Here is a 23,179-nt window from a genome sequence, read left to right on the forward strand (position 1 = left end):
ACTTCCCCTGTAACTCAAAAGCTGCCACGAGCCCTCGAAAAGCTCAACGACCGCGGGATGCAGTCGCCCCTCCTCACAAGCTCACCAACGGCATTTTTTCGTATAGACCACTTATTGAAAAAAGTGCCAGCTTGATTGTTGAGTCTCTTTATTCGAGTGTCAAGAAAATTTTGAGACGCTCAATTCTCCGTTGTAAAGAACCAATTTCCAGGGTTTTTACCGCTTTGCATGTGTGCGGTCGCGCAAGCGGTGCATCTTGAAAAGTCGCATAATCAACGCACATGCTGTTCTGCGGGACGAGGCTGGCGTTGAACGCGGACGCGCCGTCAGCCTGCTGGCCCGGGTTGTGCGATACTCGATCCGACCGAAGTCATTACGCTGCAACACAGATGTATATCGAATATTCGGAGGGCCGCGACCGCAATCGGCCCGGCGCAAAGCGCACCCACGAGAGGCCGCTCCAACGGGCCGGAGGGAACTGATGTCCGACCAGCCGGTCGGGTTTTGACAGGATTGCGGGCCTGTCCGAGTTGTTTAGAATGGGTGTATGGCGATTATCCCGGACAAGCAGGACAACACCGTACTGGAGCGGCAGGAACAAAAGCTGAAACCGCCTGCCATGTTCAAGGTGGTGCTGTTGAATGACGATTTCACGCCGATGGAATTCGTCGTGATGATCGTGCAGGAATATTTCAATAAGGATCGTGAGACCGCGACACAAATCATGTTGAAGGTCCATCGCGAGGGCAGGGGAGTTTGTGGGGTCTACACGCGGGACATCGCGTCGACCAAAGTCGAGCAAGTCGTTACCCACGCACGGCAGGCCGGGCATCCGCTGCAGTGTGTGATGGAGGAAGCATGATTGCCCAGGAACTGGAAGTCAGCCTGCACATGGCGTTCATGGAAGCGCGCCAGGCGCGGCATGAGTTCATTACGGTCGAACATCTTTTGCTGGCGCTGTTGGACAACCCGACGGCGGCCGAAGTGCTGCGCGCGTGCGCGGCCAACATCGAAGACCTGCGTCAGAACCTGCGCAACTTCATTCACGACAATACGCCGACCGTTCCGGGCACCGACGACGTCGATACTCAGCCTACGCTGGGTTTCCAGCGCGTGATCCAGCGCGCGATCATGCACGTCCAGTCCACGTCGAACGGCAAGAAGGAAGTGACGGGCGCGAACGTGCTCGTCGCGATCTTCGGTGAGAAGGACTCGCACGCGGTCTACTACCTGCAGCAACAGGGTGTCACGCGTCTGGACGTCGTCAACTTCATTTCGCACGGCATCGCGAAGACGAACAGTTCGGAAGCCGCGAAGTCGACCGACGCGAGCGCCGAATCGGACGAAGCCGCTGCGCAGAAGGAAACGCCGCTCGCGCAATTCACGCAGAATCTGAACCAGATGGCGAAGGACGGCCGCATCGATCCACTGATCGGACGCGAAGCGGAAGTCGAGCGCGTCGTGCAGGTGCTGTGCCGCCGACGCAAGAACAATCCGCTGCTGGTCGGCGAGGCGGGCGTCGGCAAGACGGCGATCGCCGAGGGTCTCGCCTGGCGCATCACGCGCGGCGAAGTGCCGGACATTCTGGTGGACGCGCAGGTCTACTCGCTCGACATGGGCGCGTTGCTCGCGGGCACCAAGTATCGCGGCGACTTCGAACAGCGCCTGAAGACGGTCCTGAAGGAATTGAAGGAGCGTCCGAACGCAATTCTGTTCATCGACGAAATTCATACGCTGATCGGCGCGGGCGCCGCATCGGGCGGCACGCTGGACGCGTCAAATCTGCTGAAGCCGGCGCTGTCGTCGGGCACGCTCAAGTGCATCGGCGCGACTACATTCACCGAATTCCGCGGCATCTTCGAAAAGGACGCTGCCTTGTCGCGCCGTTTCCAGAAGATCGACGTGACCGAGCCGACCGTCGAGCAGACGGTGGCGATCCTGCGCGGCCTGAAATCGCGCTTCGAAGAGCACCACGGCGTCAAGTACTCGTCGGGGGCGCTGTCGGCGGCGGCTGAGCTGTCGGCGCGCTTCATTACGGATCGTCATCTGCCCGACAAGGCGATCGACGTGATCGACGAAGCGGGTGCGGCGCAACGCATTCTGCCGAAGTCGAAGCAGAAGAAAACGATTGGCAAGAGCGAGATCGAGGAAATCATCTCGAAGATCGCGCGCGTGCCGGCGCAGAGCGTGTCGCAAGACGACCGCAGCAAGCTGCAGACACTCGACCGCGATCTGAAAGCCGTCGTCTTCGGTCAGGACCCCGCCATCGACGCGCTCAGCGCTTCGATCAAGATGGCGCGCGCGGGCCTCGGCAAGACCGACAAGCCGATCGGCGCATTCCTGTTCTCCGGCCCGACGGGGGTCGGCAAGACGGAAGTGGCGCGGCAACTGGCGTTCACGCTGGGTATCGAGCTGATCCGCTTCGACATGTCGGAGTACATGGAGCGTCACGCGGTGAGCCGTCTGATCGGCGCGCCGCCCGGATACGTCGGTTTCGACCAGGGCGGTCTGCTGACGGAAGCCGTGACGAAGAAGCCGCATTGCGTGCTGCTGCTCGACGAAATCGAGAAGGCGCATCCGGACATCTTCAACGTGCTGCTGCAGGTGATGGACCATGGCACGCTGACGGACAACAACGGACGCAAGGCGGATTTCCGCAACGTCATCATCATCATGACGACGAATGCGGGCGCTGAGTCGATGCAGAAGTCGACGATCGGTTTCACGACGCGCCGCGAGACGGGCGACGAAATGGTCGACATCAAGCGCATGTTCACGCCCGAGTTCCGCAACCGTCTGGATGCGACGATCAGCTTCCGCTCGCTGGATGAAGAAATCATCATGCGCGTGGTCGACAAGTTCCTGATGCAGCTCGAAGACCAGTTGCACGAGAAGAAGGTCGACGCGCTCTTCACCGACTCGCTGCGCAAGCATCTCGCGAAGCACGGTTTCGATCCGCTAATGGGCGCGCGTCCGATGCAGCGTCTGATCCAGGACACGATCCGCCGCGCGCTCGCCGACGAGCTGCTGTTCGGCAAGCTGATGAACGGCGGCCGCGTGACGGTCGACGTCGATGCGGACGACAAGGTCCAGCTGACGTTCGACGAGAACTCGGCGCCGCCGCGCAATCCGAATCCGGAAGCGGTGGAAGTGGACTGAGCGTCAGTCGTTCCGCAGATCTGAAGCAAAAACAAAACGGCGTGGGTTTTTCGACCCACGCCGTTTTTATTTGCTGAGCATCGAACGCATCGAACGGAAGACGGGCAATGCCTCAGTGTTTGCCGGTGCTGCCGAAGCCGCCGTGACCGCGCTCGCTCGATTCGAACTCGTCGACGATATTGAACTCGGCCTGCACGACCGGGACGATCACGAGCTGCGCGAGGCGCTCCATCGGATTCAGCGTGAAGGTGGTCGTGCCGCGGTTCCACGTCGAGATCATCAACTGGCCCTGGTAGTCCGAGTCGATCAGGCCGACCAGGTTGCCGAGCACGATGCCGTGCTTGTGGCCGAGGCCTGAGCGCGGCAGGATCAGCGCCGCATAGCCGGGATCGCCGACATGGATCGCGAGGCCCGTCGGCACGAGCGCCGTTTGTCCGGGCTCGAGCGTCAGCGGCGCTTCGAGGCAGGCGCGCAGGTCGAGGCCCGCGCTGCCCGTCGTCGCATAGGCGGGGAGTTGTTCGCGCATGCGCGGATCGAGAATCTTCAGGTCGAGTTTCATGCAGTTCGGTGAGAGGTTGAAGAAGTAGCGTTGTCCGATTCGAGTGACTTCTACCACTTGCCGAGTTCGAACGCCTCGGCCAGCAGTTCATATGAGCGCAGGCGCGCGCGATAGCTGCCCGCGACGGTGAGCACGATCAGCTCGTCTGCGTCGAACTGTTCCTGCAACGCATGCAGCCGTTCCGTCACCGACTCCGGCGTGCCGATGATGCTGCGCGGCTTCTCCCTGTCGATGACGAGAACTTCACGCTCGCCGTATTCCTGCGCGAGCCCCTGTTCGATCGACGGAATCGGCGCATTCAGACCGTACGCCATCTGCACGCGGCGCAGATCGACGGCCTTTTCGAGGTCGGCGGCTTCGCGTTCGGTGTCTGCGCAGATCACGAAGACAGCGGCCGCCAGATACGGCTTCTGCTCGTGACCGGGCTTGAAGCGTTCGCGATACGCCTGCGCGACGGCATGCCCGAAATGCGCATTGATGAAATGCGCGAACGAGAAACGAATGCCAAGTTGCGCCGCCAGCAGCCCGCCGAAATCGCTGGAACCGAGCACCCACAGTTGCGGGCGCGTTTCGACCTGCGGCTGCAGCAGCACGCCGTAGGCGAGATGATCGGACGCCAGCGTGCCGTCCATCATTGCGACGAGTTCGGCGACCTGCTGCGCAAACTGTTCGCCGCGATTGTAGGTGCCCGCCGCGACCGCCTGCGCGGTGCGCATGTCGCCGCCCGGCGCGCGTCCGACGCCCAGATCGACGCGGTTCGGAAACAGCGCTTCGAGCATCATGAACTGCTCGGCGACCTTGAACGGACTGTAGTACGGCAGCATGATGCCGCCCGAGCCGATACGGATGCGCTTCGTCATGCTGCCGAGCCGCGCGAGCATCACCTCCGGACATGGGTTCGAGACACCATAAAGCCCGTGATGTTCGGCGCACCAGTATCGCGTGTAGCCGAGATCATCGGCGAGTTGCGCGAGTTCGACCGTCGCGGCGATCGCGTCGGACACCTTATGCCCGTCGATCACGGGGGTCTGGTCGAGCACGGAGAGCAGGGTCATGACAGCACCATGGCATTGGCTGAGGGATCGTATTCGAGCGTGACCATTCGCGACGACACGATGAGCGCGGCGACGCTCAGGCGATCACGTTCGTATCCGGCAGGCGCTTGGCGATTTCCGCGATCAATGCGCGCGCGAGCGTCTGCTTGTCCGCGCGCGGAAGCCGCGTGATGCCGGCGGCTTCGAAAAGCACGACTTCGTTGTCGTCGAGCCCGAACGTCTGCGGGCCGAGATTGCCGATCAGAAGCGGCACGTTCTTGCGCTTGCGCTTCTCTTCGCCGTGCAGGTCGAGATCGCCGCTTTCCGCCGCGAAGCCGACGCAGAACGGCGGATGCGGCAGCTTCGCGACCGACGCCAGAATGTCCGGATTCTCGATGAAGGAGAACGACGGGATCGCGTGATCGGCGGTCTTCTTGATCTTGTGGTCGGCGACATGATCGACGCGCCAGTCCGCGACGGCCGCCACGCCGATGAAGATGTCGCAGTCGGGCACGGCACGCATGACGGCGTCGTGCATCTGCTGCGCGGTCTGCACGTCCTCGCGGTAGACGCCCCACGGCGTCTCCAGGCCGACTGGCCCCGCGACGAGATGCACGTGCGCGCCCGCCTGTTGCGCCGCGCGCGCGAGAGCGAAGCCCATCTTGCCGCTCGAACGGTTCGTGATGCCGCGCACGGGATCGATCGGTTCGAACGTCGGGCCTGCCGTGAGCAGCACGCGGCGGCCCGACAGCGTTTTCGGCGTGAAGAACGACGCGATCGCTTCGTAGACGGCTTCCGGTTCGAGCATGCGCCCGTCGCCGACTTCGCCGCACGCCTGCGCACCCGAATCCGGTCCGAGCAGTTCGATGCCATCCGCGCGCAATTGCGCGACGTTGCGCTGCGTGGCGGGATTCATCCACATCTGACGGTTCATTGCGGGTACGACGAGCAGCGGACAGTCACGCGCGATGCAAAGTGTGGACAGAAGATCGTCGCACAGGCCGATTGCGAGCTTTGCAAGGAAATCGGTGGAAGCGGGGGCGATCACGATCGCGTCGGCTTCGCGCGACAGATCGATGTGCGGCATGTTGTTCGGAACGCGCGCGTCCCACTGGCTCGTGTAGACGGGGCGGCCGGACAGCGCCTGCATCGTCACGGGAGTGATGAACTGCGTCGCTGCGTCCGTCATCGCGACCTGGACCGTCGCGCCCGCCTTCGTCAGAAGGCGCGTGAGTTCAGCGATCTTGTAGCAGGCGATCCCGCCTGTCATGCCGAGGACGATGTGTTTTCCGGCGAGTTCTGTGGCCAACGGATGCCTCCGACAAGACGTGATGGCCGACGCATCGGTGAAGCGCGCCGGCTTCGTACTGCAAGACTGCTGCCCGATCGCGAGCCGCACGGCTTATGGTTTTGCCGAAGGCCCGCGCGCTGCATGCGGCCGGACATGCGCCGCGCGCAGCCTGTTGTTGTTCAAATCAAGCGTCGTGCTCAGCGCGCGCCGCGCACGCGGCGCAGTTCGTCGAACACGAGCAGCGCCGCGCCGATCGTGATCGCGCTGTCCGCGAGATTGAACGCCGGCCAGTGCCACGTGCCGACATGAAAGTCGAGGAAGTCGATCACATGGCCGTACAGCAGACGGTCGATCACGTTGCCGATCGCGCCGCCCATGATCAGCGCGAGCGCCGTGCAGAACAGCTTCTGCGTGCCGTGGCGCTTGAGCAGATAGCAGATCAGCAACGCCGCCCCGACGCCCAGCGCGGTGAACGCCCAGCGCTGCCAGCCGCCCGCCATCGCGAGAAAGCTGAACGCGGCGCCGCGATTGTAGACGAGCACGAGGTTGAAGAACGGCGCGATCGCATGCGACGAGCCATATGCAAACACCTTCGCCACCGCGATCTTCGTCAACTGGTCGAACAGGATCACGATGACCGCGACGCCCAGCCACGGCGCGAGCGAACCACCCGTCGATTTCGACAGCGTTCTGGACATTATGCCGCGCTCCTCGCTTCGCCGTTGCCGAAGAGATTGCTGATGCAGCGGCCGCACAGCGTCGGATGCTCGGCGTCTTCGCCCACGTCCTTGCGGTAGTGCCAGCAGCGCTCGCACTTCAGGTACTTCGACGTGATCACCTCGACACCTTCTTCCGCTTCGCTGTTCACCTTCACGACCGTCGCGCCCGACGTGATCAGCACGAATTTCAGATCGGCGCCGAGGCTCGCGAGCGCATCGTGACGCGCGCCGCTCGCGCGGATTTCGACTTCCGCCTGCAGCGACGAGCCGATCTGGTTCGCGACGCGCGCTTCTTCCAGCGCCTTCGTCACGTCGCTGCGCACCGAGCGCAGCAGCGTCCACTTGTCGAGCAGCGCGGACGCATCCGGCACTTCCGGATACGCGTGGTACGTCTCGGTGAAGATGGTTTCGCTTTGCGGCTGGAACACCTTCCACGCTTCTTCGGCAGTGAACGACAAGAACGGCGCCATCAGACGCAGCAGGCCTTGCGCGACGTGATACAGCGCGGTTTGCGCCGAACGGCGTGCGTTCGAATCGGGCGCCGTCGTGTACAGGCGGTCCTTCAGCACGTCGAGATAGAAGCCGCCCAGGTCTTCCGAGCAGAACGTCTGCAGCTTCGCGACGACCGGGTGGAACTCGTACCTGTCGTAGTGCGAGAGGATGTCGGCTTGCAGATTGGCCGTCAGCGCAACCGCGTAACGGTCGATTTCGAGCCACTCCCCGACAGGCCGCGCGTGCTTCTCGAAGTCGAAGTCCGACAGGTTCGCGAGCAGGAAGCGCAGCGTGTTGCGGATGCGTCGATAGCTTTCCGTCACTCGCTTCAGGATTTCCTCGGAGATCGCAAGCTCGCCGGAGTAATCGGTCGACGCGATCCACAGTCGGATGATTTCCGCGCCCAGCCGGTTCGCGACCTCGTGCGGATCGATGCCGTTGCCGAGCGACTTCGACATCTTGCGACCTTCGCCGTCGACGGTGAAGCCGTGCGTGAGCAGCGCGTTGTATGGCGGGCGGCCGTCGAGCATCGACGCCGTCAGCAGCGACGAGTGGAACCAGCCGCGATGCTGGTCCGAGCCTTCGAGATACAGGTCGGCGGGGAATTGCAGCTCGTCCTTGTGCGAGCCGCGCAGCACGTGCCAGTGCGTCGTGCCCGAATCGAACCACACGTCGAGCGTGTCGCGGTTCTTTTCGTACATGTTCGCGTCGTCGCCGATCAGCTCGCGCGGATCGAGCGTCTGCCACGCCTCGATGCCCGACACTTCCACGCGCTTCGCGACTTCTTCGAGCAGCTCCAGCGTGCGCGGATGCAGCTCGCCCGTTTCCTTGTGCACGAAGAACGCCATCGGCACGCCCCATTGGCGCTGGCGCGACAGCGTCCAGTCGGGACGGTTCGCGATCATCGCGAACAGGCGCTGCTTGCCCCACGACGGATAGAACGCCGTCGCTTCGATGCCTTCCAGCGCGGTTTCACGCAGCGTCTTGTCGCTGTCGTTCGGCTTGATGTCCATGCCGGCGAACCACTGCGACGTCGCGCGGTAGATGATCGGCGTCTTGTGGCGCCAGCAGTGCATGTAGCTGTGCACGTACTTTTCGGTGCGCAGCAGCGTGCCCGCTTCGTCGAGCGCTTCGACGATCTTCGGATTCGCGGCCCAGATCGATAGCCCGCCGAATAGCGCGAGCGATTCGATGTAGCGGCCGTCGCCCATCACCGGGTTGATGATGTCCGAGTCGGCCATGCCGTGCGTCTTGCACGAAATAAAGTCCTCGACGCCATACGCCGGCGACGAGTGCACGATGCCCGTGCCCGTTTCCGTCGTCACGTACTCGCCCAGGTACACGGGCGACGTGCGTTTGTAGCCGGGGTGCGCGGCCGCGAGCGGGTGCGTGAAGCGCACATTCGCGAGCTTCGCGCCGGGCGCCGTCGCGATCACGCGGCCTTCGAAGCCGTACGTCTTCAGGCACGCCTCGACGCGTTCCTCGGCGAGGATCAGCAGGCCGCGCGGCGTATCGACGAGTGCGTACGTGATGTCCGGGTGCACGTTGAGCGCCTGGTTGGCGGGGATCGTCCACGGCGTCGTCGTCCAGATGACGATGCCGCCTTCGTCGCGCGGCAGCGACGCGAGGCCGAACGCCTGCGCCGTCTTGTCCGGTTCGGCGAACGGGAACAGCACGTCGATGGTCGGATCGGTCTTGTCCTTGTACTCGACTTCCGCTTCCGCCAATGCCGAGCCGCAGTCGAAGCACCAGTTCACCGGCTTCAGGCCGCGGAACACGTAGCCCTTTTCGATGATCTTCGCGAGCGCGCGGATTTCGCCGGCTTCGTTTGCGAAGTTCATCGTCTTGTACGGATTGTCCCAGTCGCCGAGCACGCCCAGGCGGCGGAAGCCGGCCTTCTGCTTCTCGATCTGCTCGGTCGCGTAGGCGCGCGCCTTCTGCATCACTTCGGCGGCGGGCAGCGACTTGCCGAACTGCTTTTCGATCTGGATTTCGATCGGCATGCCGTGGCAGTCCCAGCCCGGCACGTAGACTGCGTCGAAGCCCGCCATGTTGCGCGCCTTGACGATCATGTCCTTCAGGATCTTGTTCACCGCGTGGCCGAGGTGGATGTCGCCGTTCGCATACGGCGGGCCGTCGTGCAGCACGAACTTCCTGCGCCCCCTGGAGGCGGAACGGATCTTCTCGTAGATCTTGCCTTCCTGCCAGTCCTTGACCCATTGCGGCTCGCGCTTCGGCAGGTCGCCGCGCATCGGGAAGGGCGTGTCCAGCAGGTTGACGGGATACCGGGCCTGCGGTTTCGAATCGGCTTTCTTGTTGCTCATGGTGACGTAGCGGTGAATACGGTGTTAGCGCGCGGCATGCGCGAAAGGCCTGAGTGGTGCCGGACGCGGCGCGTTGCGATGCGCCCGGCGTCGCGCACGACGCGGGGGCCGGTGCATTGCATGCCGCTGTCGAAGCTTCATGCTGCGCGGCGCCCCTCGATGCGCGGCGGACGGTACGTGCGTCATGCGATGCGTCGCGCACGTACCGCGTCGGTCATCTAATTCGATCGGTGGCCGATGTGGCGAAACCCGTGGAACGGCTGCCCGGCGCATCGCCGATCGCTGCGAACCACGCGCGGGCATTGGCGACGTCGCGCGCGATCGCCGCCGTCAGTGTTTCGAGGTCGACGAATTTTTCCTCGTCGCGCAGCTTCTTCAGAAACTCGACGCGCACCAGCTTGCCGTACGCATCGCCGTGCCAGTCGAGCAGATGCACTTCGAGCAGCACGCGGCCGGAATCGTCGACGGTCGGACGCAGGCCGAGGCTCGCGACGCCCGGCAGCGGCGCGTCTTCGATGCCATGCACGCGCACGATGAAAATGCCCGACAGCGCGGGACGCTTGTGCGCGATCGGCAGATTCAGCGTGGGAAAACCGAGATCGCGGCCGAGCTTCAGTCCATGCACGACGTGGCCGCTGATCAGATAGTCGCGGCCGAGCGCGGCGCGCGCCGCGTCGAGATCACCCGAGACCAGCGACGCACGCACGCCGGAACTCGAAATGCGCGCACCGGACGGGTCGGCGACGGTCGCCATCTGCTCGACTTCGAAGCCGTACTGCTCGCCCGCCGCCTTCAGCGACGCGAAATCGCCGGCACGCTTCGCGCCGTAGCGGAAGTCGTCGCCGATCATCACCCAGCGCGCGTGCAAGCCGTTGACGATGATCCTTTCGACGAAAGCATCCGGCGACTGGCTCGCGAACGTGTGATTGAAATGCTCGACGACCACGCGGTCGACGCCGTTCATGCGCAGCGCTTCGAGCTTGTCGCGCAGCATCGCGATGCGCGGCGGCGCGCTCGCGGGATTGAAGAACTCGCGCGGGTGCGGCTCGAAGGTCATCACGCAGACGGGCAGACCGCGCGCGTCGGCGGCGGCGCGGACACGGGCGAGCAATGCCTGATGCCCGCGGTGGACACCGTCGAAATTGCCGATGGTCAGCGCGCACGGCGCACGGCTCTCAGCATTGGGAAGACCGCGAAAGACTCTCACAATAGCGGGCGATGGGATTTGAGCGGGCCAGATGCCGCAAAACAATCGATTATAAACGCACAGGACCACAGACGGCGCCGCTGCGCGGATTGGCGGTTGCCGAATGATAAAATCCGCGGATGAAAAATCTCGTCATCCTGATTTCCGGACGGGGCAGCAACATGGAAGCCATCGTACGCGCCTGCGCGAACGAAGGCTGGCCGGCGCGAATTGCCGCCGTGATTGCCAACCGTCCAGACGCCGCCGGGCTTGCGTTCGCGGCGTCGCAAGGCATTGCGACGGTGGTCGTCGACCACCGCCAGTTTCCCGACCGCGAAACCTTCGATGCAGCGCTCGCGCGCGAAATCGACAGTTTCGAACCCGATCTCGTCGTGCTCGCCGGCTTCATGCGTGTGCTGACGAACGGTTTCGTCGATCGTTATGTGGGACGCATGCTGAACGTGCATCCATCGCTCCTGCCGAGCTTTCCGGGCCTCAAGACGCATCAGCAGGCGCTCGACGCCGGCGTGCGGCTGCACGGCGCCTCGGTTCATTTTGTCACCTCGCAGCTGGATCATGGGCCGATCGTCGTGCAATCGGCTGTGCCCGTGCTTGCCGGCGACGACGCCGCGACGCTCGCCGCGCGCGTGCTCGAAACCGAGCACGTGATCTATCCGCGCGCGGTGCGCTGGTTCGTCGAAGGGCGCATCGCGCTCGACGGCCTGCGCGTTACGGTGACGCCGCCCGAGCCTCAATGGCTCTTCGTTGAAACAGCAAGCCAGAACGCTGCCGGGGAGGCTGCATGAGACTACATGGATTTCTGATCGGACAAACTGAGACGCTGCTCGCGGACGTCCTTAAGTTCACTGGGCCCGCGGACGCGGCGACCAGCCGGTTTTTCCGCGCGCATCCGAAGCTCGGGCACGGCGAGCGCGGCGTGATCGCGGAAGCGGTGTTTGCGGTGCTGCGCCGGCGGATGGAATTCGCGCATCTGGCGGAAAGCGGAACCGGCAGTCCTAACCGGCGGCTCGCGCTGCTCGGACTGATGCAGACGGCGGGCCGCACGGCGCTGAAGCCGTTCGTCTCCGACGCGGAAGGCGCGTGGCTCGAGCATGTGTCGAAGGTCGATCCGCAAAGCTTGCCGCTGCGCACGCGTCTGAATCTGCCGGACTGGATCTTCCAGGCTCTCGGCACGCGGTTCGAAGGTGAGGAGCTCGCGCATCTGGCCGCCGCGCTGAACTATCCGGCGCCGCTGGATCTGCGTGCGAATCCGATCAAGGCGAGCCGCGATGAAGTGCTGGACGCGCTGTCGAAGGCGGGCATCGAGGCGGGCGCGACGCCCTATGCGCCGCTTGGCGTGCGCGTGGTCGGCAAGCCGCCGCTGTCGAAGCTCGACGCGTTCCAGAACGGCTGGCTCGAAGTGCAGGACGAGGGCAGCCAGCTGCTGTGCACGCTCGTGGCGCCCAAGCGCGGCGAGATGGTCGTCGACTTCTGCGCGGGAGCGGGCGGCAAGACGCTGGCGCTCGGCGCGATGATGCGCTCGACAGGCCGTCTCTATGCATTCGACATTTCCGACCGCCGCCTTGCCAAGCTCAAGCCGCGCCTTGCGCGCAGCGGCCTGTCGAACGTGAATCCGGTGCTGATCGACAGTGAGCACGACGCGAAGATCAAGCGCCTTGCGGGCAAGATCGACCGCGTGCTGGTCGACGCGCCGTGCAGTGGCCTCGGCACGCTGCGCCGAAATCCCGATCTGAAATGGCGCCAGTCGCCGGAATCGATCGCCGAGCTGACGCCGAAGCAGCTGTCGATCCTGACGAGCGCAGCGCGTCTCGTGAAGAAGGGCGGGCGGCTGGTCTATGCGACGTGCAGCATTCTCGAAGCGGAAAACGAGGGCGTCGTGCAGCAGTTTCTCGCCGATCATCCCGATTTCGAGCTGGTGCCCGCGCGCGACGTGCTCGCCGAGCAGCGTATCAATCTGGAAATGGACGACTTCCTTTCGCTGTGGCCGCACCGTCATTCGACGGATGGCTTCTTCGCCGCCGTGCTGGAGCGCCGCGGGTAAGGCCGGCCGCGCGACCGGCCGGGGCTGACGCGGTCCCGCCGGCGCACGCATCGGCGCTGCGCCGGCTGCAGGAAACATCATGCAAAACCATCTCTTGTTCCACACGCTGGGCGATGTCGTGCGCGACTTCGGCCAGTCTGTCATTCTGTGGCAGCTCGGCGTGCTGTTGGGCACGCTGGCGCTTGCGTGGGTGCTCGCGCGTGTCGCGCGCCGCGCGCTCGATGCGCAGCGCGAAACTCGTCATGGCGCGCTGCGCTTCGGCGCGGAGGCGCTCAATCGCGCGCTGTTTCCGCTGCTCGGCGGCATTCTCGTCTGGATCTCGCAGGCGATTGCAGGCCAGTTCATCCATACGTCGCTGCTCGAACTCGCGATGGTGCCGCTCTTCGGCATCGGACTGATCTACATCGTGTTCTACCTCGCGCGGCGCGTGTTCGGACGCGACGGCAGCACGCATACATGGCTGTCGCTGGTCGAAAAGCTCGTGTCGCTGATGGTGTGGGTCGGCATGGTGCTGACGGTGACGGGCATCCAGCGCGACGTGCTGAAGTGGATGGCGAGCGTGCAGTTTCGCATCGCCAATACCCATCTGACGCTGCTCTCGCTGCTGTCGGGGCTGCTGTGGGTGTGCGTGACGATGATCGTCGCGATGTGGCTCGGCGCGGCGCTCGAAGACAAGCTGATGCGTTCGCGTTCGCTCGACGCGAACCTGAAAGTGGTGCTGTCGCGCGTCGGACGCGCGCTGCTGATCCTCGCTGCGGTGCTGATCAGCCTGTCGCTGGTCGGGATCGACGTAACGGTGCTCGGCGTGTTCGGCGGGGCGCTCGGCGTCGGCCTCGGGTTCGGGTTGCAGAAGATCGCGAGCAACTACGTGTCGGGCTTCATCATCCTGATCGACCGGTCGCTGCGCATCGGCGACACGATCAACGTGAGCGGCCTGCAAGGCATGGTTACGCAGATCCGCACGCGCTACACGGTGGTGCGAGGGCTCGACGGCATCGAAACGCTGATTCCGAACGAAAAGCTGATCACCGACGTCGTGCAGAACCAGTCGTCGTATCTGACGCGCGGCAACGCGAAGGCGACCGTGCAGGTGGCGTATTCGACGGATGTCGAAAAGGCGATGACGCTGCTGGTCGAGGCCGCGAACGGCGTCGAGCGCGTGCTGCAGGAACCGAAGCCGACGCCCTTGCTCGCAGGCTTCGGCCCGGACGGCATCAATCTGGAACTCGGCTACTGGATCGAAGACGCGGCCACGGGCACGGCCAGCGTGCGTTCGAACGTGAACCGCAATATCTGGCGGCTCTTCACGGAAAACGGCATCTCGATTCCCTATGCGCAGCGCGACGTGCGCATCGTCGCCGGGACGAGCGACATCATGCCGCAGGCACTCACAATGACTGCCGGGCGCGCGGCCAACGAACCCGGCAGCGCGGCCTGAGACGCGCTTCGGCGGACAGCAACCGGACGTTTCCAGACCAATATCGGGAAACGCCCGGTTGATGCAACACAACAATTTTCTTTTTTGTTACAGACACTTGGAACGGTTCGCGTAAAATATCGTCCAAAACAATCTGCTTGCTTTCACTTTCTTGACATTCGCCGTTGTATCCTTCCGCGCATGTCTTCCATTCCCAGGTAAATGGCCTTGCTGAATTCCCTGCTTGATTTTCTGGCGCACGGCGCGCTGCGTTTTTCGTGGTGGCAAATCGCGTTGTGGACGCTCGCCGTCACGCACGTGACGATCATCGGCGTCACTGTCTATCTGCACCGCTGCCAGGCGCACCGCGCGCTGGACCTGCACCCCATGGCGAGCCACTTTTTCCGCTTCTGGCTGTGGATGACCACAGGCATGCTGACGGGCCAGTGGGCCGCGATTCACCGCAAGCACCACGCAAAGTGCGAAACCGAAGACGATCCGCACAGCCCGCAGACGCGCGGCATCTGGAAGGTGCTGCTCGAAGGCGCCGAGCTGTATCGCGCGGAAGCGAAGAATGAAGAGACGATGCGCAAGTTCAGCCACGGCACGCCGAACGACTGGCTCGAGCGCAACGTCTACACGAAGTACCCTATCCTCGGCGTGAGCCTGATGATGGTGATCGACGTGGCGCTGTTCGGCATCGTCGGTCTGACCGTGTGGGCCGTGCAGATGATCTGGATTCCGTTCTGGGCGGCTGGCGTTGTGAACGGCCTCGGACACTTCTGGGGCTATCGCAACTTCAACTCGGCAGATGCGAGCACGAATCTGTTCCCGTGGGGCATCATCATCGGTGGCGAAGAGCTGCACAACAATCACCACACGTATGCGACGTCGGCCAAGCTGTCGAACAAGTGGTACGAGTTCGATATCGGCTGGATGTACATCCGCATCATGTCGGCGTTCCGTCTTGCCAAGGTGAAGAAGCTCGCGCCGACGCCGCGTCTGACGACCGGCAAGCTCGTGCTCGACCAGGACACGCTGCAGGCCGTGCTCGCGAACCGCTACGAAGTGATGGCGCGTTATGCGAAGGCGATCAAGCGCGCGTACCGCCAGGAACTCGCGCACCTGAAGGAAATGGGCGCGCGCGAGAAATATCAGCTGATGCGCGGTGCCCGCACGTGGTTCCACAAGGAAGAAGCGGGTCTGGACGAGCCGCAGCGCCGTCAGCTTCCGCAGATTTTCGCGAACAGCCAGAAATTGCGCACTTACATCGAGCTGCGCAACGAACTGTCGGCGATGTGGGAGCGTTCGAACGCGTCGCGCGAACAACTGCTGGTGCAATTGCAGGATTGGTGCCATCGTGCTGAACAAAGCGGCATCAAGGCCCTGCAGGAATTTGCGATGCGCCTGCGTCGCTACGCATGATCCCCGACGAAATCTATTAAACTTTCGTTACGTCACAAAACCCCGCGTTGGCGGGGTTTTGCTTTTTGGGCCGCCGGAATCAGGCCACTGAAGGCTTTCGGCGGCGGAATCAGCAGGGCAGAGGAGATCATGAATCAGGCGATCAGGAGCGTCGAGTACGACCGTCCGCAAGGTGCGGCCTGCAGCGTCGGCCAGGCCTGGGCGAAGGTGCCCGAGACGCCTTCGGCGCAGGAGCGGCTCGCGTTGAAGGAACGTATTCGCGGATTGCTCAAGCGTGAGAAAGCGGTGCTCGTCGCGCACTACTACGTCGATGCGGAGTTGCAGGAGCTAGCGGACGAAACGGGTGGCTGCGTGGCCGATTCGCTGGAAATGGCGCGTTTCGGACGCGATCACGATGCACAAACGCTGGTCGTCGCGGGCGTGCGTTTCATGGGCGAGACCGCAAAGATTCTTAGTCCAGGCAAGCGCATTCTGATGCCCGATCTGGATGCAACGTGCTCGCTCGATCTCGGCTGTCCTGTCAACGAATTTTCTGCATTCTGCGATGCGCATCCGGACCGCACGGTCGTCGTCTATGCGAACACGAGTGCTGCGGTCAAGGCGCGCGCCGACTGGATGGTGACCTCGTCGATTGGGCTGGAAATCGTCGCAGATCTGCATGCGCGCGGCGAAAAGATCATCTGGGCGCCGGACCGGCACCTCGGCGCCTACATTCAGAAGAAGACAGGCGCCGACATGCTGTTGTGGCAAGGCTCGTGTCTCGTGCACGACGAATTCAAGGGCGTCGAACTCGATCTGGTGCGCGCCGAGTATCCGCACGCGAAAGTGCTCGTGCATCCGGAGTCGCCGGAAAGCGTCGTGGCGCAGGCGGATGTCGTGGGTTCGACCACGCAACTGATCGACGCCGCGAAGAACAGCGACGCGACGCACTTCATCGTCGCGACCGACCTGGGCATCCTGCACAAGATGCGCCTCGCCGCGCCCGGCAAGACCTTTATCGAAGCGCCCACGGCGGGCAACAGCGCGACGTGCAAGAGTTGCGCGCATTGTCCGTGGATGGCGATGAACGGCTTGCGCAATCTCGCCGAGGTGCTTGAGCGCGGCCACAACGAAATCTTCGTCGATCCTGTGATTCGCGAGCGCGCGCGTCTGCCGATCGACCGGATGCTCGATTTCGCTGCGCGTCACAAGAAGCGCGTGCAGGCAAGCGGCGATCTCGCGCGCGATACGGCGCTGTTCTCGAATGTCGGAGCGGCTTGATGGGAGCGAATGAAACGATGGAGTTGAGGGACGCGGTGTCGCCGCTTTTCGCGGAAATCCGCGCGCAGTACGGCGAGGCACTCGATGCGGCGATCGCGCGCAATGTCAGCGATACGCTTGCCGAGGACATCGGCGCAGGCGATCTGACGGGCCTGCTCGTTCCCGCCGACGAGACGCGCGACGCGCGCATCGTCGTGCGCGAAGAGGCGGTGTTGTGCGGCGTGCCGTGGTTCAACGAAGTGATGCGCCGTGTCGATCCGCGCATCGATGTGCAATGGCGTTATCGCGAAGGCGACCTCATGGCGACGGATTCCGTCGTATGCACGTTGTGCGGGCCGGCTCGTTCGCTGCTCACGGCCGAGCGCAACGGACTTAATTTCCTGCAGATGCTGTCGGGTGTCGCGAGCGCGACGCGCAAGTTCGCCGATGCGATCGCACATACGCGCGCACGCGTGCTCGATACGCGCAAGACGCTGCCGGGGCTGCGTCTCGCGCAAAAGTATGCGGTGCGTGTAGGCGGCGGCGCGAACCAGCGGCTCGCGCTCTACGACGGCATTCTGATCAAGGAGAACCACATCGCGGCGGCGGGCGGCGTCGGCGCGGCGATGAACGCGGCCCTCGCGCTGAACGCGGGCGTCCCGATCCAGATCGAAGTCGAAACGCTTGAACAGCTGGAGTCGGCGCTCGCGCATGGCGCGCAGTCGATCCTTCTCGACAACTTCTCGCTCGACATGATGCGCGAAGCCGTGCGTATCACGGCCGGCCGCGCGGTGCTCGAAGTATCGGGTGGCGTGAACTTCGATACGATCCGACAGTTCGCGGAGACGGGTGTCGACCGCATCTCCGTCGGCTCGCTGACAAAGGACGTGCGCGCGACCGACTTTTCGATGCGCATCGTGTGACCGCATAACCGGCGCCGGAAAGCAAAAGGCCATCACCCGATTTACGGGCGATGGCCTTTTCGCTTTACGGATCAACAGTGGTCAGCAGGAAAAGCGCTACTACACGTTCCGATTCGGCACGCGCTCGGGGGACAGCACGGTCGGCAGCGCCTTGGGCAACGAGTTCGGCCAGTCTCGGCTGTAATGCAGCCCACGGCTTTCCCGCCGCGAGCGCGCGCTATCGACGATCAGCGAAGCCACGTCGACCAGGTTACGCAGTTCGAGCAGATCGCGGCTCACCTTGAAGTTCGCGTAGTACTCGTGGATCTCGTCGCGCAGCAGCGCAACCCGGTGCCGCGCGCGCGCAAGGCGCTTGTCCGTGCGCACGATGCCGACGTAATTCCACATCAGGCGGCGCAACTCGTCCCAGTTGTGCGCGACGACCACCTCCTCATCGGGATCGGAGACGCGGCTCTCGTCCCAATCGGGCAGCGGAGCGTGCACGGCCGCGCCGAAGCCTTCTTCCTCGATCGCCTGCGCGGCCGACCGGCCGATCACGAGACACTCGAGCAGCGAATTGCTCGCGAGCCGGTTCGCGCCGTGCAAGCCGGTGCACGACGTCTCGCCGACGGCATAGAGTCCCGTCAGATCCGTGCGCCCGGCGAGATCCGTCACGACGCCGCCGCAGGTGTAATGAGCCGCCGGCACGACGGGAATCGGCTCTTTCGTAATGTCGATGCCAAATTCCAGGCACCGCGCGAGAATCGTCGGAAAATGCTCACGCAGGAATTCAGCCGGCTGGTGGCTGATGTCGAGATACACGCAGTCGATGCCGCGCTTCTTGATCTCGAAGTCGATCGCGCGCGCGACGATATCGCGCGGCGCCAGCTCGGCGCGCTCGTCGTGGGCCGGCATGAAACGCGTGCCGTCGGGCAGCTTGAGGATGCCGCCTTCGCCCCGCACGGCTTCCGTAATCAGAAATGACTTGGCGTACGGGTGGAACAGGCACGTCGGATGAAACTGGATGAACTCCATGTTCGACACGCGGCAACCGGCTCGCCATGCCATCGCGATGCCATCGCCCGTTGCGGTGTCGGGATTCGTTGTGTAGAGATAGACCTTGCCGGCGCCGCCCGTCGCGAGCACGGTGTGCGGCGCCTCGATCGTGACCGTGCGGCCGCTGGCCAGATCGAGCGCGTAGAGGCCGTGGCAGCGGCGTCCCGGCAGGCCGAGACGGTCCGAGGTGATCAGATCGATCGCGTAGTGATCTTCGAGCAGCGTGATGTTCGGATGATGCCGCACGCGCTCGCTCAGCGTCGCGACGACGGCATGGCCCGTGGCGTCCGCCGCGTGAATGATGCGGCGATGGCTGTGGCCGCCTTCGCGCGTCAAATGAAAGCCGAGCTCGGCGGCGTCGTCTTTCGTGAACGGCACGCCCTGGTCGATCAGCCACTGGATCGCCTCGCGCCCATGTTCGACGATAAAGCGCGTCGCCGCTTCGTCGCACAATCCGCCGCCGGCGATCAGCGTGTCGTCGACGTGATTCTCCGTGCTGTCCGCCGAATCGAGCACGGCCGCGATACCGCCTTGCGCCCAGTCGCTCGCGCCGTCCGTCAGCGAACGTTTGGCGACCACGGCGACGCGACGCGTCTGCGCAAGATTGAGCGCGACGGTCAAACCGGCGAGCCCACTGCCGACAATCGCTACATCGAAATTCATCTCCTCTCTCTCCGTCGTATTGCGTGGCTGGTGCGGCGAACGCCGCCGCAGCCATTCGATTGGGAAATCGAAGAGCATACGCGTTGCAGCCGTCGAGGGAAAGCTGGCCGAATGGCGAAGTCTATTGCGCGGGGCGGAAGGGATGCGGTCCGTCGGCGACGCCGGCGGGAAAGAGTGGCAAACGGTGTCAGAAGGCAGGAAAGGGAAGCGCCCAAAAACAAAAAGCCCCGCATGGAACGGGGCTTTTCGTCGTCAACAGGCTGGAAACACGATTACTTGATCTTCGTTTCCTTGTACGCCACATGCTTGCGAACGACGGGATCGAACTTCTTGATCTCCATCTTTTCCGGCATGTTGCGCTTGTTCTTCGTGGTCGTGTAGAAGTGACCCGTACCAGCGGTCGATTCCAGCTTGATCTTGTCGCGTGCGCCTTTGGCCATGATTTACTCCTTAGGCTTCGCCACGTGCGCGCAGATCTGCGAGCACCGAGTCGATACCGTTCTTGTCGATCAGGCGCAGGCCGGCGTTCGAAACGCGCAGGCGCACCCAACGGTTTTCGCTTTCAACCCAGAAACGGCGATTTTGCAGATTCGGGAGAAAACGACGCTTGGTCTTGTTGTTCGCGTGGGAAACGTTGTTGCCGCTCATCGGCGCTTTCCCAGTTACTTGGCATACGCGTGCCATGAGAGCACTCCTAATACGCTAATTCTGAGTTCGAACGCCGTGAAGTTTCCCGGGAAAACCAGAGGACCGAGCCGTAGCCGACTTCAATCACTTGCTTTCCGGAAAGGCCTTGGTGGCTTCGGAACAGGGTTGGAAAGAGGCAAACCGAGAGTCTAGCAGAAAAAGAGCCGCAAAATCAAACCTTATTTGGAGGTGGCTGGCGGCCGCGCAACGGTATCTGCGCTTTGTGCGTGCGTTCCACGGGTCACGGCCAGCCTGCGCGGGCAAACGAGAACGTGTCGTTCGCGCCGATCACCAGATGGTCGATCAGTTGCACATCGATGAGCGCCAAGGTGTCGCGCAGTACGCGCGTGAGCTGCCGGTCGCTGGCGCTTGGCTTGACGGCGCCAGACGGGTGATTATGCGCGACGATCAGGCTTGCCGCATTCACCGACAGCGCCCGCCGTACGATTTCGCGCGGATACACTGCCATGCGGGTGAGCGAGCCGCGCGAATTCTCCTCCGAGCGGATCAGCCGGTGGCGTGTGTCCAGAAAGAGGCAAATGAACACCTCATAAGGCCGCGAGCCGATCAGCAGCCGCAAATAGTCTTCGACCGCTTCCGGGGAGTCGATCAATGGGCGCTCGCGCATCTTTTCGACGAGCGCGCGCCGCGCCAGCTCCATGATGGCCAGCAACTGCGCCCGCTTGGCGGGGCCGACGCCGCGCACGCCGTTGAAATCCTCGGGCGTCGCGTCGAGCATTGCGCGCAGCGAGCCAAGGCGCTGTAGCAGCGAGCGTGCGACGTCGAAGACATTATGTCCGGGCAGCCCGGAGCCCAGCACGAGCGCGACCAGTTCGGTATCGGACAGCGCCGCCGCGCCGGCATCGAGCAGCCGTTCGCGCGGCATGTCGCGCAGCGGCCATACGGGTGCAGACACGGACATCGGCACGGACGCCGAAACGGGCGCCGGCAAGGGCGCGGAGCGGCGAACGGAGGTTTTCTCCGCTTCGTTGAGCGGGATGACTATCGGATCGTTCATGGCAAGGTCCTTCCTGATTCAGTGGAGCGGCGACGACGCGCCGCGCAGCGGCGTTCCAGCCGGCTCGGGATATGTGGCTTACAATAGTGCCTTTGCGCACGGCGCCCGACGGCCTGCCATGCGCGCGACCCCTGCCGCCGCGCTCTGCGCCGCGCGCCACGACTGAATGAGTACCGCATGAGCATCATCGACATCTCCGAAGTGAAACCCGGTTCGCACGTCACGCTTCACTACCGGCTTTCGCTCGCCGATGGCGCCGAGATCGTCAGCACCTTCAACGACAAGCCAGCCACGCTGCTGCTGGGCGCCGGCCAACTGGCTCAGCCGCTGGAAGACATTTTGCTGGGCCTGAGGGCGGGGCACCACTCGACCTTTCAGCTAGAGCCGGGCCAGGCATTCGGTCCGCGCAATCCTGAAATGATCCAGCGCGTATCGCTAGCCACGCTGCGTGAAAACAGCATGATTGGGGAGGATTTTTCTCCCGGAGATCTCGTCGAATTCAATGCACCGGGTGGCGGCCGCTACGCCGGCGTGCTCAAGGAAGTCGGCGAAACCTCGGCTCTCTTCGATTTCAACCATCCGCTCGCCGGCCAGGCGCTGACGTTCGAAGTAAAAATCATCGGGATCCTGTAAACATGAGCATCACGGACACGACTCTCGCCGAAGCTGAAATCCTGCTTGCGCAACCGCGCGGATTTTGCGCCGGCGTCGACCGGGCGATCGAGATCGTCGAACGCGCCATCAAGCTGTACGGTTCGCCGATCTACGTGCGCCACGAAATCGTTCATAACGCATATGTCGTCGAAGATCTGCGCAAGAAGGGCGCGATTTTCATCGAACAGCTCGAAGAAGTGCCCGCGGGCAGCACGGTGATCTTCAGCGCGCACGGCGTATCGAAGGCGGTGCGCGCCGAAGCCGAGCAGCGCGGGCTCCGCGTGTACGACGCGACGTGTCCGCTCGTCACGAAGGTGCACATCGAAGTCGCGAAGATGCGCGCGGAAGGCTTCGACATCGTGATGATCGGCCACAAGGGCCATCCGGAAGTCGAAGGCACGATGGGGCAGACGGGCGAAGGCATGTATCTCGTCGAAGACATCGAGGACGTGCAGGCGCTGCGGCTCGCCGATCCGCAGCGTATCGCCTACGTGACGCAAACCACGCTGTCCGTCGACGATGCCGCGCAGATCATCGCCGCGTTGAAGGCGAAGTATCCGAACATCAAGGAGCCGAAGAAGCAGGACATCTGCTACGCGACGCAAAACCGCCAGGACGCCGTCAAGTTCATGGCGCCGCAATGCGACGTCGTGATCGTGGTCGGCAGCCCGAACAGTTCGAATTCCAACCGGCTGCGCGAACTCGCCGAGAAACTCGGCGTCCCGTCCTATATGGTGGACTCGCCCGATCAGATCGATCCCGCCTGGGTTGCAGATAAGCGCCGCATTGGCGTGACGGCGGGTGCATCCGCGCCGGAAGCGCTGGCGCAGGCCGTGATTGGCCGTCTGCGCGAACTCGGCGTGCGCAGCGTGCGCGCGCTCGAAGGCATCGAGGAAAACATCGCTTTTCCGCTGCCGCGCGGCCTCGGTTTGCCGGCCTGACGAACCGACCCCACTCGAAAAAGCGCGCCGTGGGCGCGCTTTTTTTGTATCGGCAAGAGCCGGAAATCGACCAAGAAACGGTGCCACATCGTAGAAAAATGCGAAATGCACGGTGTCGGCGCGCACATTCTTTTTGATTTTCGGGGCGTATTTTGGCCAGAGACAGCTGATCGCGCCCCGTTTTACATCAGACGAACGATCAGCCGACAAATCGGTCGCACAGGTTCGGTGCATTTCCGGATGCGCGATTCGCCGCAAGGCCGCCTTGTAACGAAGTCCGTTCGATGGGGCTCACAGCGCCGTCCATGCAACAACTGATGTTGCGGAGCGTCATTCATGGTGCAACTGGTG

20 protein-coding genes are annotated in these 23,179 nt (G+C 63.4%); 10 read left to right on the forward strand and 10 right to left on the reverse strand.

All coding sequences use genetic code 11. From position 1 onward, the window contains the following. Positions 1-547: 547 nt before the first annotated feature. Together clpS and clpA are read left to right on the forward strand one after the other, a co-directional pair. Positions 548-862 (forward strand): ATP-dependent Clp protease adapter ClpS, encoded by a 315-nt coding sequence (gene clpS, locus GCT13_RS04850; protein ID WP_012399982.1) that lies wholly within the window; start codon positions 548-550, stop codon positions 860-862. Continuing rightward, positions 859-3,159, forward strand: coding sequence for an ATP-dependent Clp protease ATP-binding subunit ClpA (gene clpA, locus GCT13_RS04855; protein ID WP_090865711.1), 2,301 nt, complete (start codon positions 859-861; stop codon positions 3,157-3,159). The genes clpS and clpA overlap by 4 nt, the downstream gene beginning before the upstream one ends. 112 nt (positions 3,160-3,271) lie before the next feature. Here the strand turns inward: clpA and dut are convergent, their stop codons facing one another. From dut to GCT13_RS04885, 6 genes are all read right to left on the reverse strand, one after another. After that, the gene (gene dut, locus GCT13_RS04860; RefSeq protein WP_152755604.1) at positions 3,272-3,718 is read right to left on the reverse strand and encodes a dUTP diphosphatase; all 447 of its coding nucleotides are present in this window, start codon (positions 3,716-3,718) and stop codon (positions 3,272-3,274) included. A 50-nt stretch (positions 3,719-3,768) separates the two neighbouring features. Beyond that, a complete protein-coding gene (locus GCT13_RS04865; protein ID WP_152755605.1) occupies positions 3,769-4,773 on the reverse strand; it encodes an LLM class flavin-dependent oxidoreductase in 1,005 nt (334 codons plus the stop codon). Positions 4,774-4,849: 76 nt separating this feature from the next. Next, positions 4,850-6,061: a bifunctional phosphopantothenoylcysteine decarboxylase/phosphopantothenate--cysteine ligase CoaBC gene (gene coaBC, locus GCT13_RS04870; protein ID WP_152755606.1), complete on the reverse strand. Its 1,212-nt coding sequence runs from the start codon at positions 6,059-6,061 to the stop codon at positions 4,850-4,852. A 179-nt stretch (positions 6,062-6,240) separates the two neighbouring features. Beyond that, positions 6,241-6,741: a signal peptidase II gene (gene lspA / locus GCT13_RS04875; RefSeq protein WP_152755607.1), complete on the reverse strand. Its 501-nt coding sequence runs from the start codon at positions 6,739-6,741 to the stop codon at positions 6,241-6,243. Beyond that, positions 6,741-9,578 (reverse strand): isoleucine--tRNA ligase, encoded by a 2,838-nt coding sequence (gene ileS / locus GCT13_RS04880; protein WP_152755608.1) that lies wholly within the window; start codon positions 9,576-9,578, stop codon positions 6,741-6,743. The genes lspA and ileS overlap by 1 nt, the downstream gene beginning before the upstream one ends. A gap of 214 nt (positions 9,579-9,792) precedes the next feature. After that, positions 9,793-10,785: a bifunctional riboflavin kinase/FAD synthetase gene (locus tag GCT13_RS04885; RefSeq protein ID WP_321574190.1), complete on the reverse strand. Its 993-nt coding sequence runs from the start codon at positions 10,783-10,785 to the stop codon at positions 9,793-9,795. Between the two features lie 119 nt (positions 10,786-10,904). On the opposite strand from GCT13_RS04885, the gene purN reads away from it, so the two are divergent. The 6 genes from purN (at position 10,905) to nadC (ending at position 17,830) form a co-directional block, all read left to right on the forward strand. After that, positions 10,905-11,570, forward strand: a complete 666-nt coding sequence (gene purN / locus GCT13_RS04890; RefSeq protein ID WP_152755609.1) for a phosphoribosylglycinamide formyltransferase — start codon at positions 10,905-10,907, stop codon at positions 11,568-11,570. After that, entirely contained in the window at positions 11,567-12,826 is a 1,260-nt protein-coding gene (locus GCT13_RS04895) for an RsmB/NOP family class I SAM-dependent RNA methyltransferase (RefSeq protein ID WP_152755610.1), read from the forward strand. Before purN ends, GCT13_RS04895 begins: the two co-directional genes overlap by 4 nt. A gap of 79 nt (positions 12,827-12,905) precedes the next feature. Then, positions 12,906-14,264, forward strand: a complete 1,359-nt coding sequence (locus tag GCT13_RS04900) for a mechanosensitive ion channel family protein (RefSeq protein WP_152755611.1) — start codon at positions 12,906-12,908, stop codon at positions 14,262-14,264. A gap of 207 nt (positions 14,265-14,471) precedes the next feature. Beyond that, entirely contained in the window at positions 14,472-15,668 is a 1,197-nt protein-coding gene (locus GCT13_RS04905) for a DesA family fatty acid desaturase (RefSeq protein WP_152755612.1), read from the forward strand. Positions 15,669-15,797: 129 nt separating this feature from the next. Continuing rightward, entirely contained in the window at positions 15,798-16,928 is a 1,131-nt protein-coding gene (gene nadA / locus GCT13_RS04910; RefSeq protein ID WP_152755613.1) for a quinolinate synthase NadA, read from the forward strand. After that, positions 16,928-17,830 carry a carboxylating nicotinate-nucleotide diphosphorylase gene (gene nadC, locus GCT13_RS04915; protein ID WP_152755614.1) on the forward strand — a complete coding sequence of 301 codons (903 nt, stop codon included), beginning with the start codon at positions 16,928-16,930 and terminating at the stop codon, positions 17,828-17,830. The genes nadA and nadC overlap by 1 nt, the downstream gene beginning before the upstream one ends. 99 nt (positions 17,831-17,929) lie before the next feature. Here nadC and nadB read toward each other — a convergent pair whose 3' ends face one another. The 4 genes from nadB to radC all read right to left on the reverse strand — a co-directional run bounded on the left by nadB (position 17,930) and on the right by radC (position 21,233). Further along, positions 17,930-19,528 carry an L-aspartate oxidase gene (gene nadB / locus GCT13_RS04920; protein WP_152755615.1) on the reverse strand — a complete coding sequence of 533 codons (1,599 nt, stop codon included), beginning with the start codon at positions 19,526-19,528 and terminating at the stop codon, positions 17,930-17,932. 272 nt (positions 19,529-19,800) lie between these two features. Then, positions 19,801-19,968: a 50S ribosomal protein L33 gene (rpmG, locus tag GCT13_RS04925; protein ID WP_087733803.1), complete on the reverse strand. Its 168-nt coding sequence runs from the start codon at positions 19,966-19,968 to the stop codon at positions 19,801-19,803. A gap of 10 nt (positions 19,969-19,978) precedes the next feature. Beyond that, a complete protein-coding gene (gene rpmB / locus GCT13_RS04930) occupies positions 19,979-20,212 on the reverse strand; it encodes a 50S ribosomal protein L28 (protein ID WP_004186391.1) in 234 nt (77 codons plus the stop codon). A gap of 244 nt (positions 20,213-20,456) precedes the next feature. Beyond that, positions 20,457-21,233 carry a RadC family protein gene (radC, locus tag GCT13_RS04935; RefSeq protein WP_152755616.1) on the reverse strand — a complete coding sequence of 259 codons (777 nt, stop codon included), beginning with the start codon at positions 21,231-21,233 and terminating at the stop codon, positions 20,457-20,459. 177 nt (positions 21,234-21,410) lie between these two features. Here radC and GCT13_RS04940 point away from each other — a divergent pair, with 177 nt between their 5' ends. Both GCT13_RS04940 and ispH read left to right on the forward strand, forming a co-directional pair. Then, on the forward strand, positions 21,411-21,866 hold the full coding sequence (locus tag GCT13_RS04940; protein WP_152755617.1) for an FKBP-type peptidyl-prolyl cis-trans isomerase: 456 nt from the start codon (positions 21,411-21,413) through the stop codon (positions 21,864-21,866). A 2-nt stretch (positions 21,867-21,868) separates the two neighbouring features. Further along, positions 21,869-22,828, forward strand: a complete 960-nt coding sequence (gene ispH, locus GCT13_RS04945; protein ID WP_152755618.1) for a 4-hydroxy-3-methylbut-2-enyl diphosphate reductase — start codon at positions 21,869-21,871, stop codon at positions 22,826-22,828. Positions 22,829-23,179 lie beyond the last annotated feature (351 nt).

Origin of the sequence: Paraburkholderia franconis, assembly GCF_009362735.1 — a bacterium.
In the GTDB taxonomy this organism is placed as follows: Bacteria; Pseudomonadota; Gammaproteobacteria; order Burkholderiales; family Burkholderiaceae; genus Paraburkholderia; species Paraburkholderia franconis.

What these genes read in the sequence shown, in the direction of transcription:
- ileS (WP_152755608.1), bottom strand. Translation starts at nt 9,578, where the DNA reads ATGAGCAACAAGAAAGCCGATTCGAAACCGCAGGCCCGGTATCCCGTC.
- nadB (WP_152755615.1), bottom strand. Translation starts at nt 19,528, where the DNA reads ATGAATTTCGATGTAGCGATTGTCGGCAGTGGGCTCGCCGGTTTGACC.
- clpS (WP_012399982.1), top strand. Translation starts at nt 548, where the DNA reads ATGGCGATTATCCCGGACAAGCAGGACAACACCGTACTGGAGCGGCAG.
- rpmB (WP_004186391.1), bottom strand. Translation starts at nt 20,212, where the DNA reads ATGGCACGCGTATGCCAAGTAACTGGGAAAGCGCCGATGAGCGGCAAC.
- purN (WP_152755609.1), top strand. Translation starts at nt 10,905, where the DNA reads ATGAAAAATCTCGTCATCCTGATTTCCGGACGGGGCAGCAACATGGAA.
- GCT13_RS04865 (WP_152755605.1), bottom strand. Translation starts at nt 4,773, where the DNA reads ATGACCCTGCTCTCCGTGCTCGACCAGACCCCCGTGATCGACGGGCAT.
- nadC (WP_152755614.1), top strand. Translation starts at nt 16,928, where the DNA reads ATGGGAGCGAATGAAACGATGGAGTTGAGGGACGCGGTGTCGCCGCTT.
- clpA (WP_090865711.1), top strand. Translation starts at nt 859, where the DNA reads ATGATTGCCCAGGAACTGGAAGTCAGCCTGCACATGGCGTTCATGGAA.
- GCT13_RS04900 (WP_152755611.1), top strand. Translation starts at nt 12,906, where the DNA reads ATGCAAAACCATCTCTTGTTCCACACGCTGGGCGATGTCGTGCGCGAC.
- lspA (WP_152755607.1), bottom strand. Translation starts at nt 6,741, where the DNA reads ATGTCCAGAACGCTGTCGAAATCGACGGGTGGTTCGCTCGCGCCGTGG.
- radC (WP_152755616.1), bottom strand. Translation starts at nt 21,233, where the DNA reads ATGAACGATCCGATAGTCATCCCGCTCAACGAAGCGGAGAAAACCTCC.
- dut (WP_152755604.1), bottom strand. Translation starts at nt 3,718, where the DNA reads ATGAAACTCGACCTGAAGATTCTCGATCCGCGCATGCGCGAACAACTC.
- rpmG (WP_087733803.1), bottom strand. Translation starts at nt 19,968, where the DNA reads ATGGCCAAAGGCGCACGCGACAAGATCAAGCTGGAATCGACCGCTGGT.
- GCT13_RS04940 (WP_152755617.1), top strand. Translation starts at nt 21,411, where the DNA reads ATGAGCATCATCGACATCTCCGAAGTGAAACCCGGTTCGCACGTCACG.
- nadA (WP_152755613.1), top strand. Translation starts at nt 15,798, where the DNA reads ATGAATCAGGCGATCAGGAGCGTCGAGTACGACCGTCCGCAAGGTGCG.
- ispH (WP_152755618.1), top strand. Translation starts at nt 21,869, where the DNA reads ATGAGCATCACGGACACGACTCTCGCCGAAGCTGAAATCCTGCTTGCG.
- GCT13_RS04895 (WP_152755610.1), top strand. Translation starts at nt 11,567, where the DNA reads ATGAGACTACATGGATTTCTGATCGGACAAACTGAGACGCTGCTCGCG.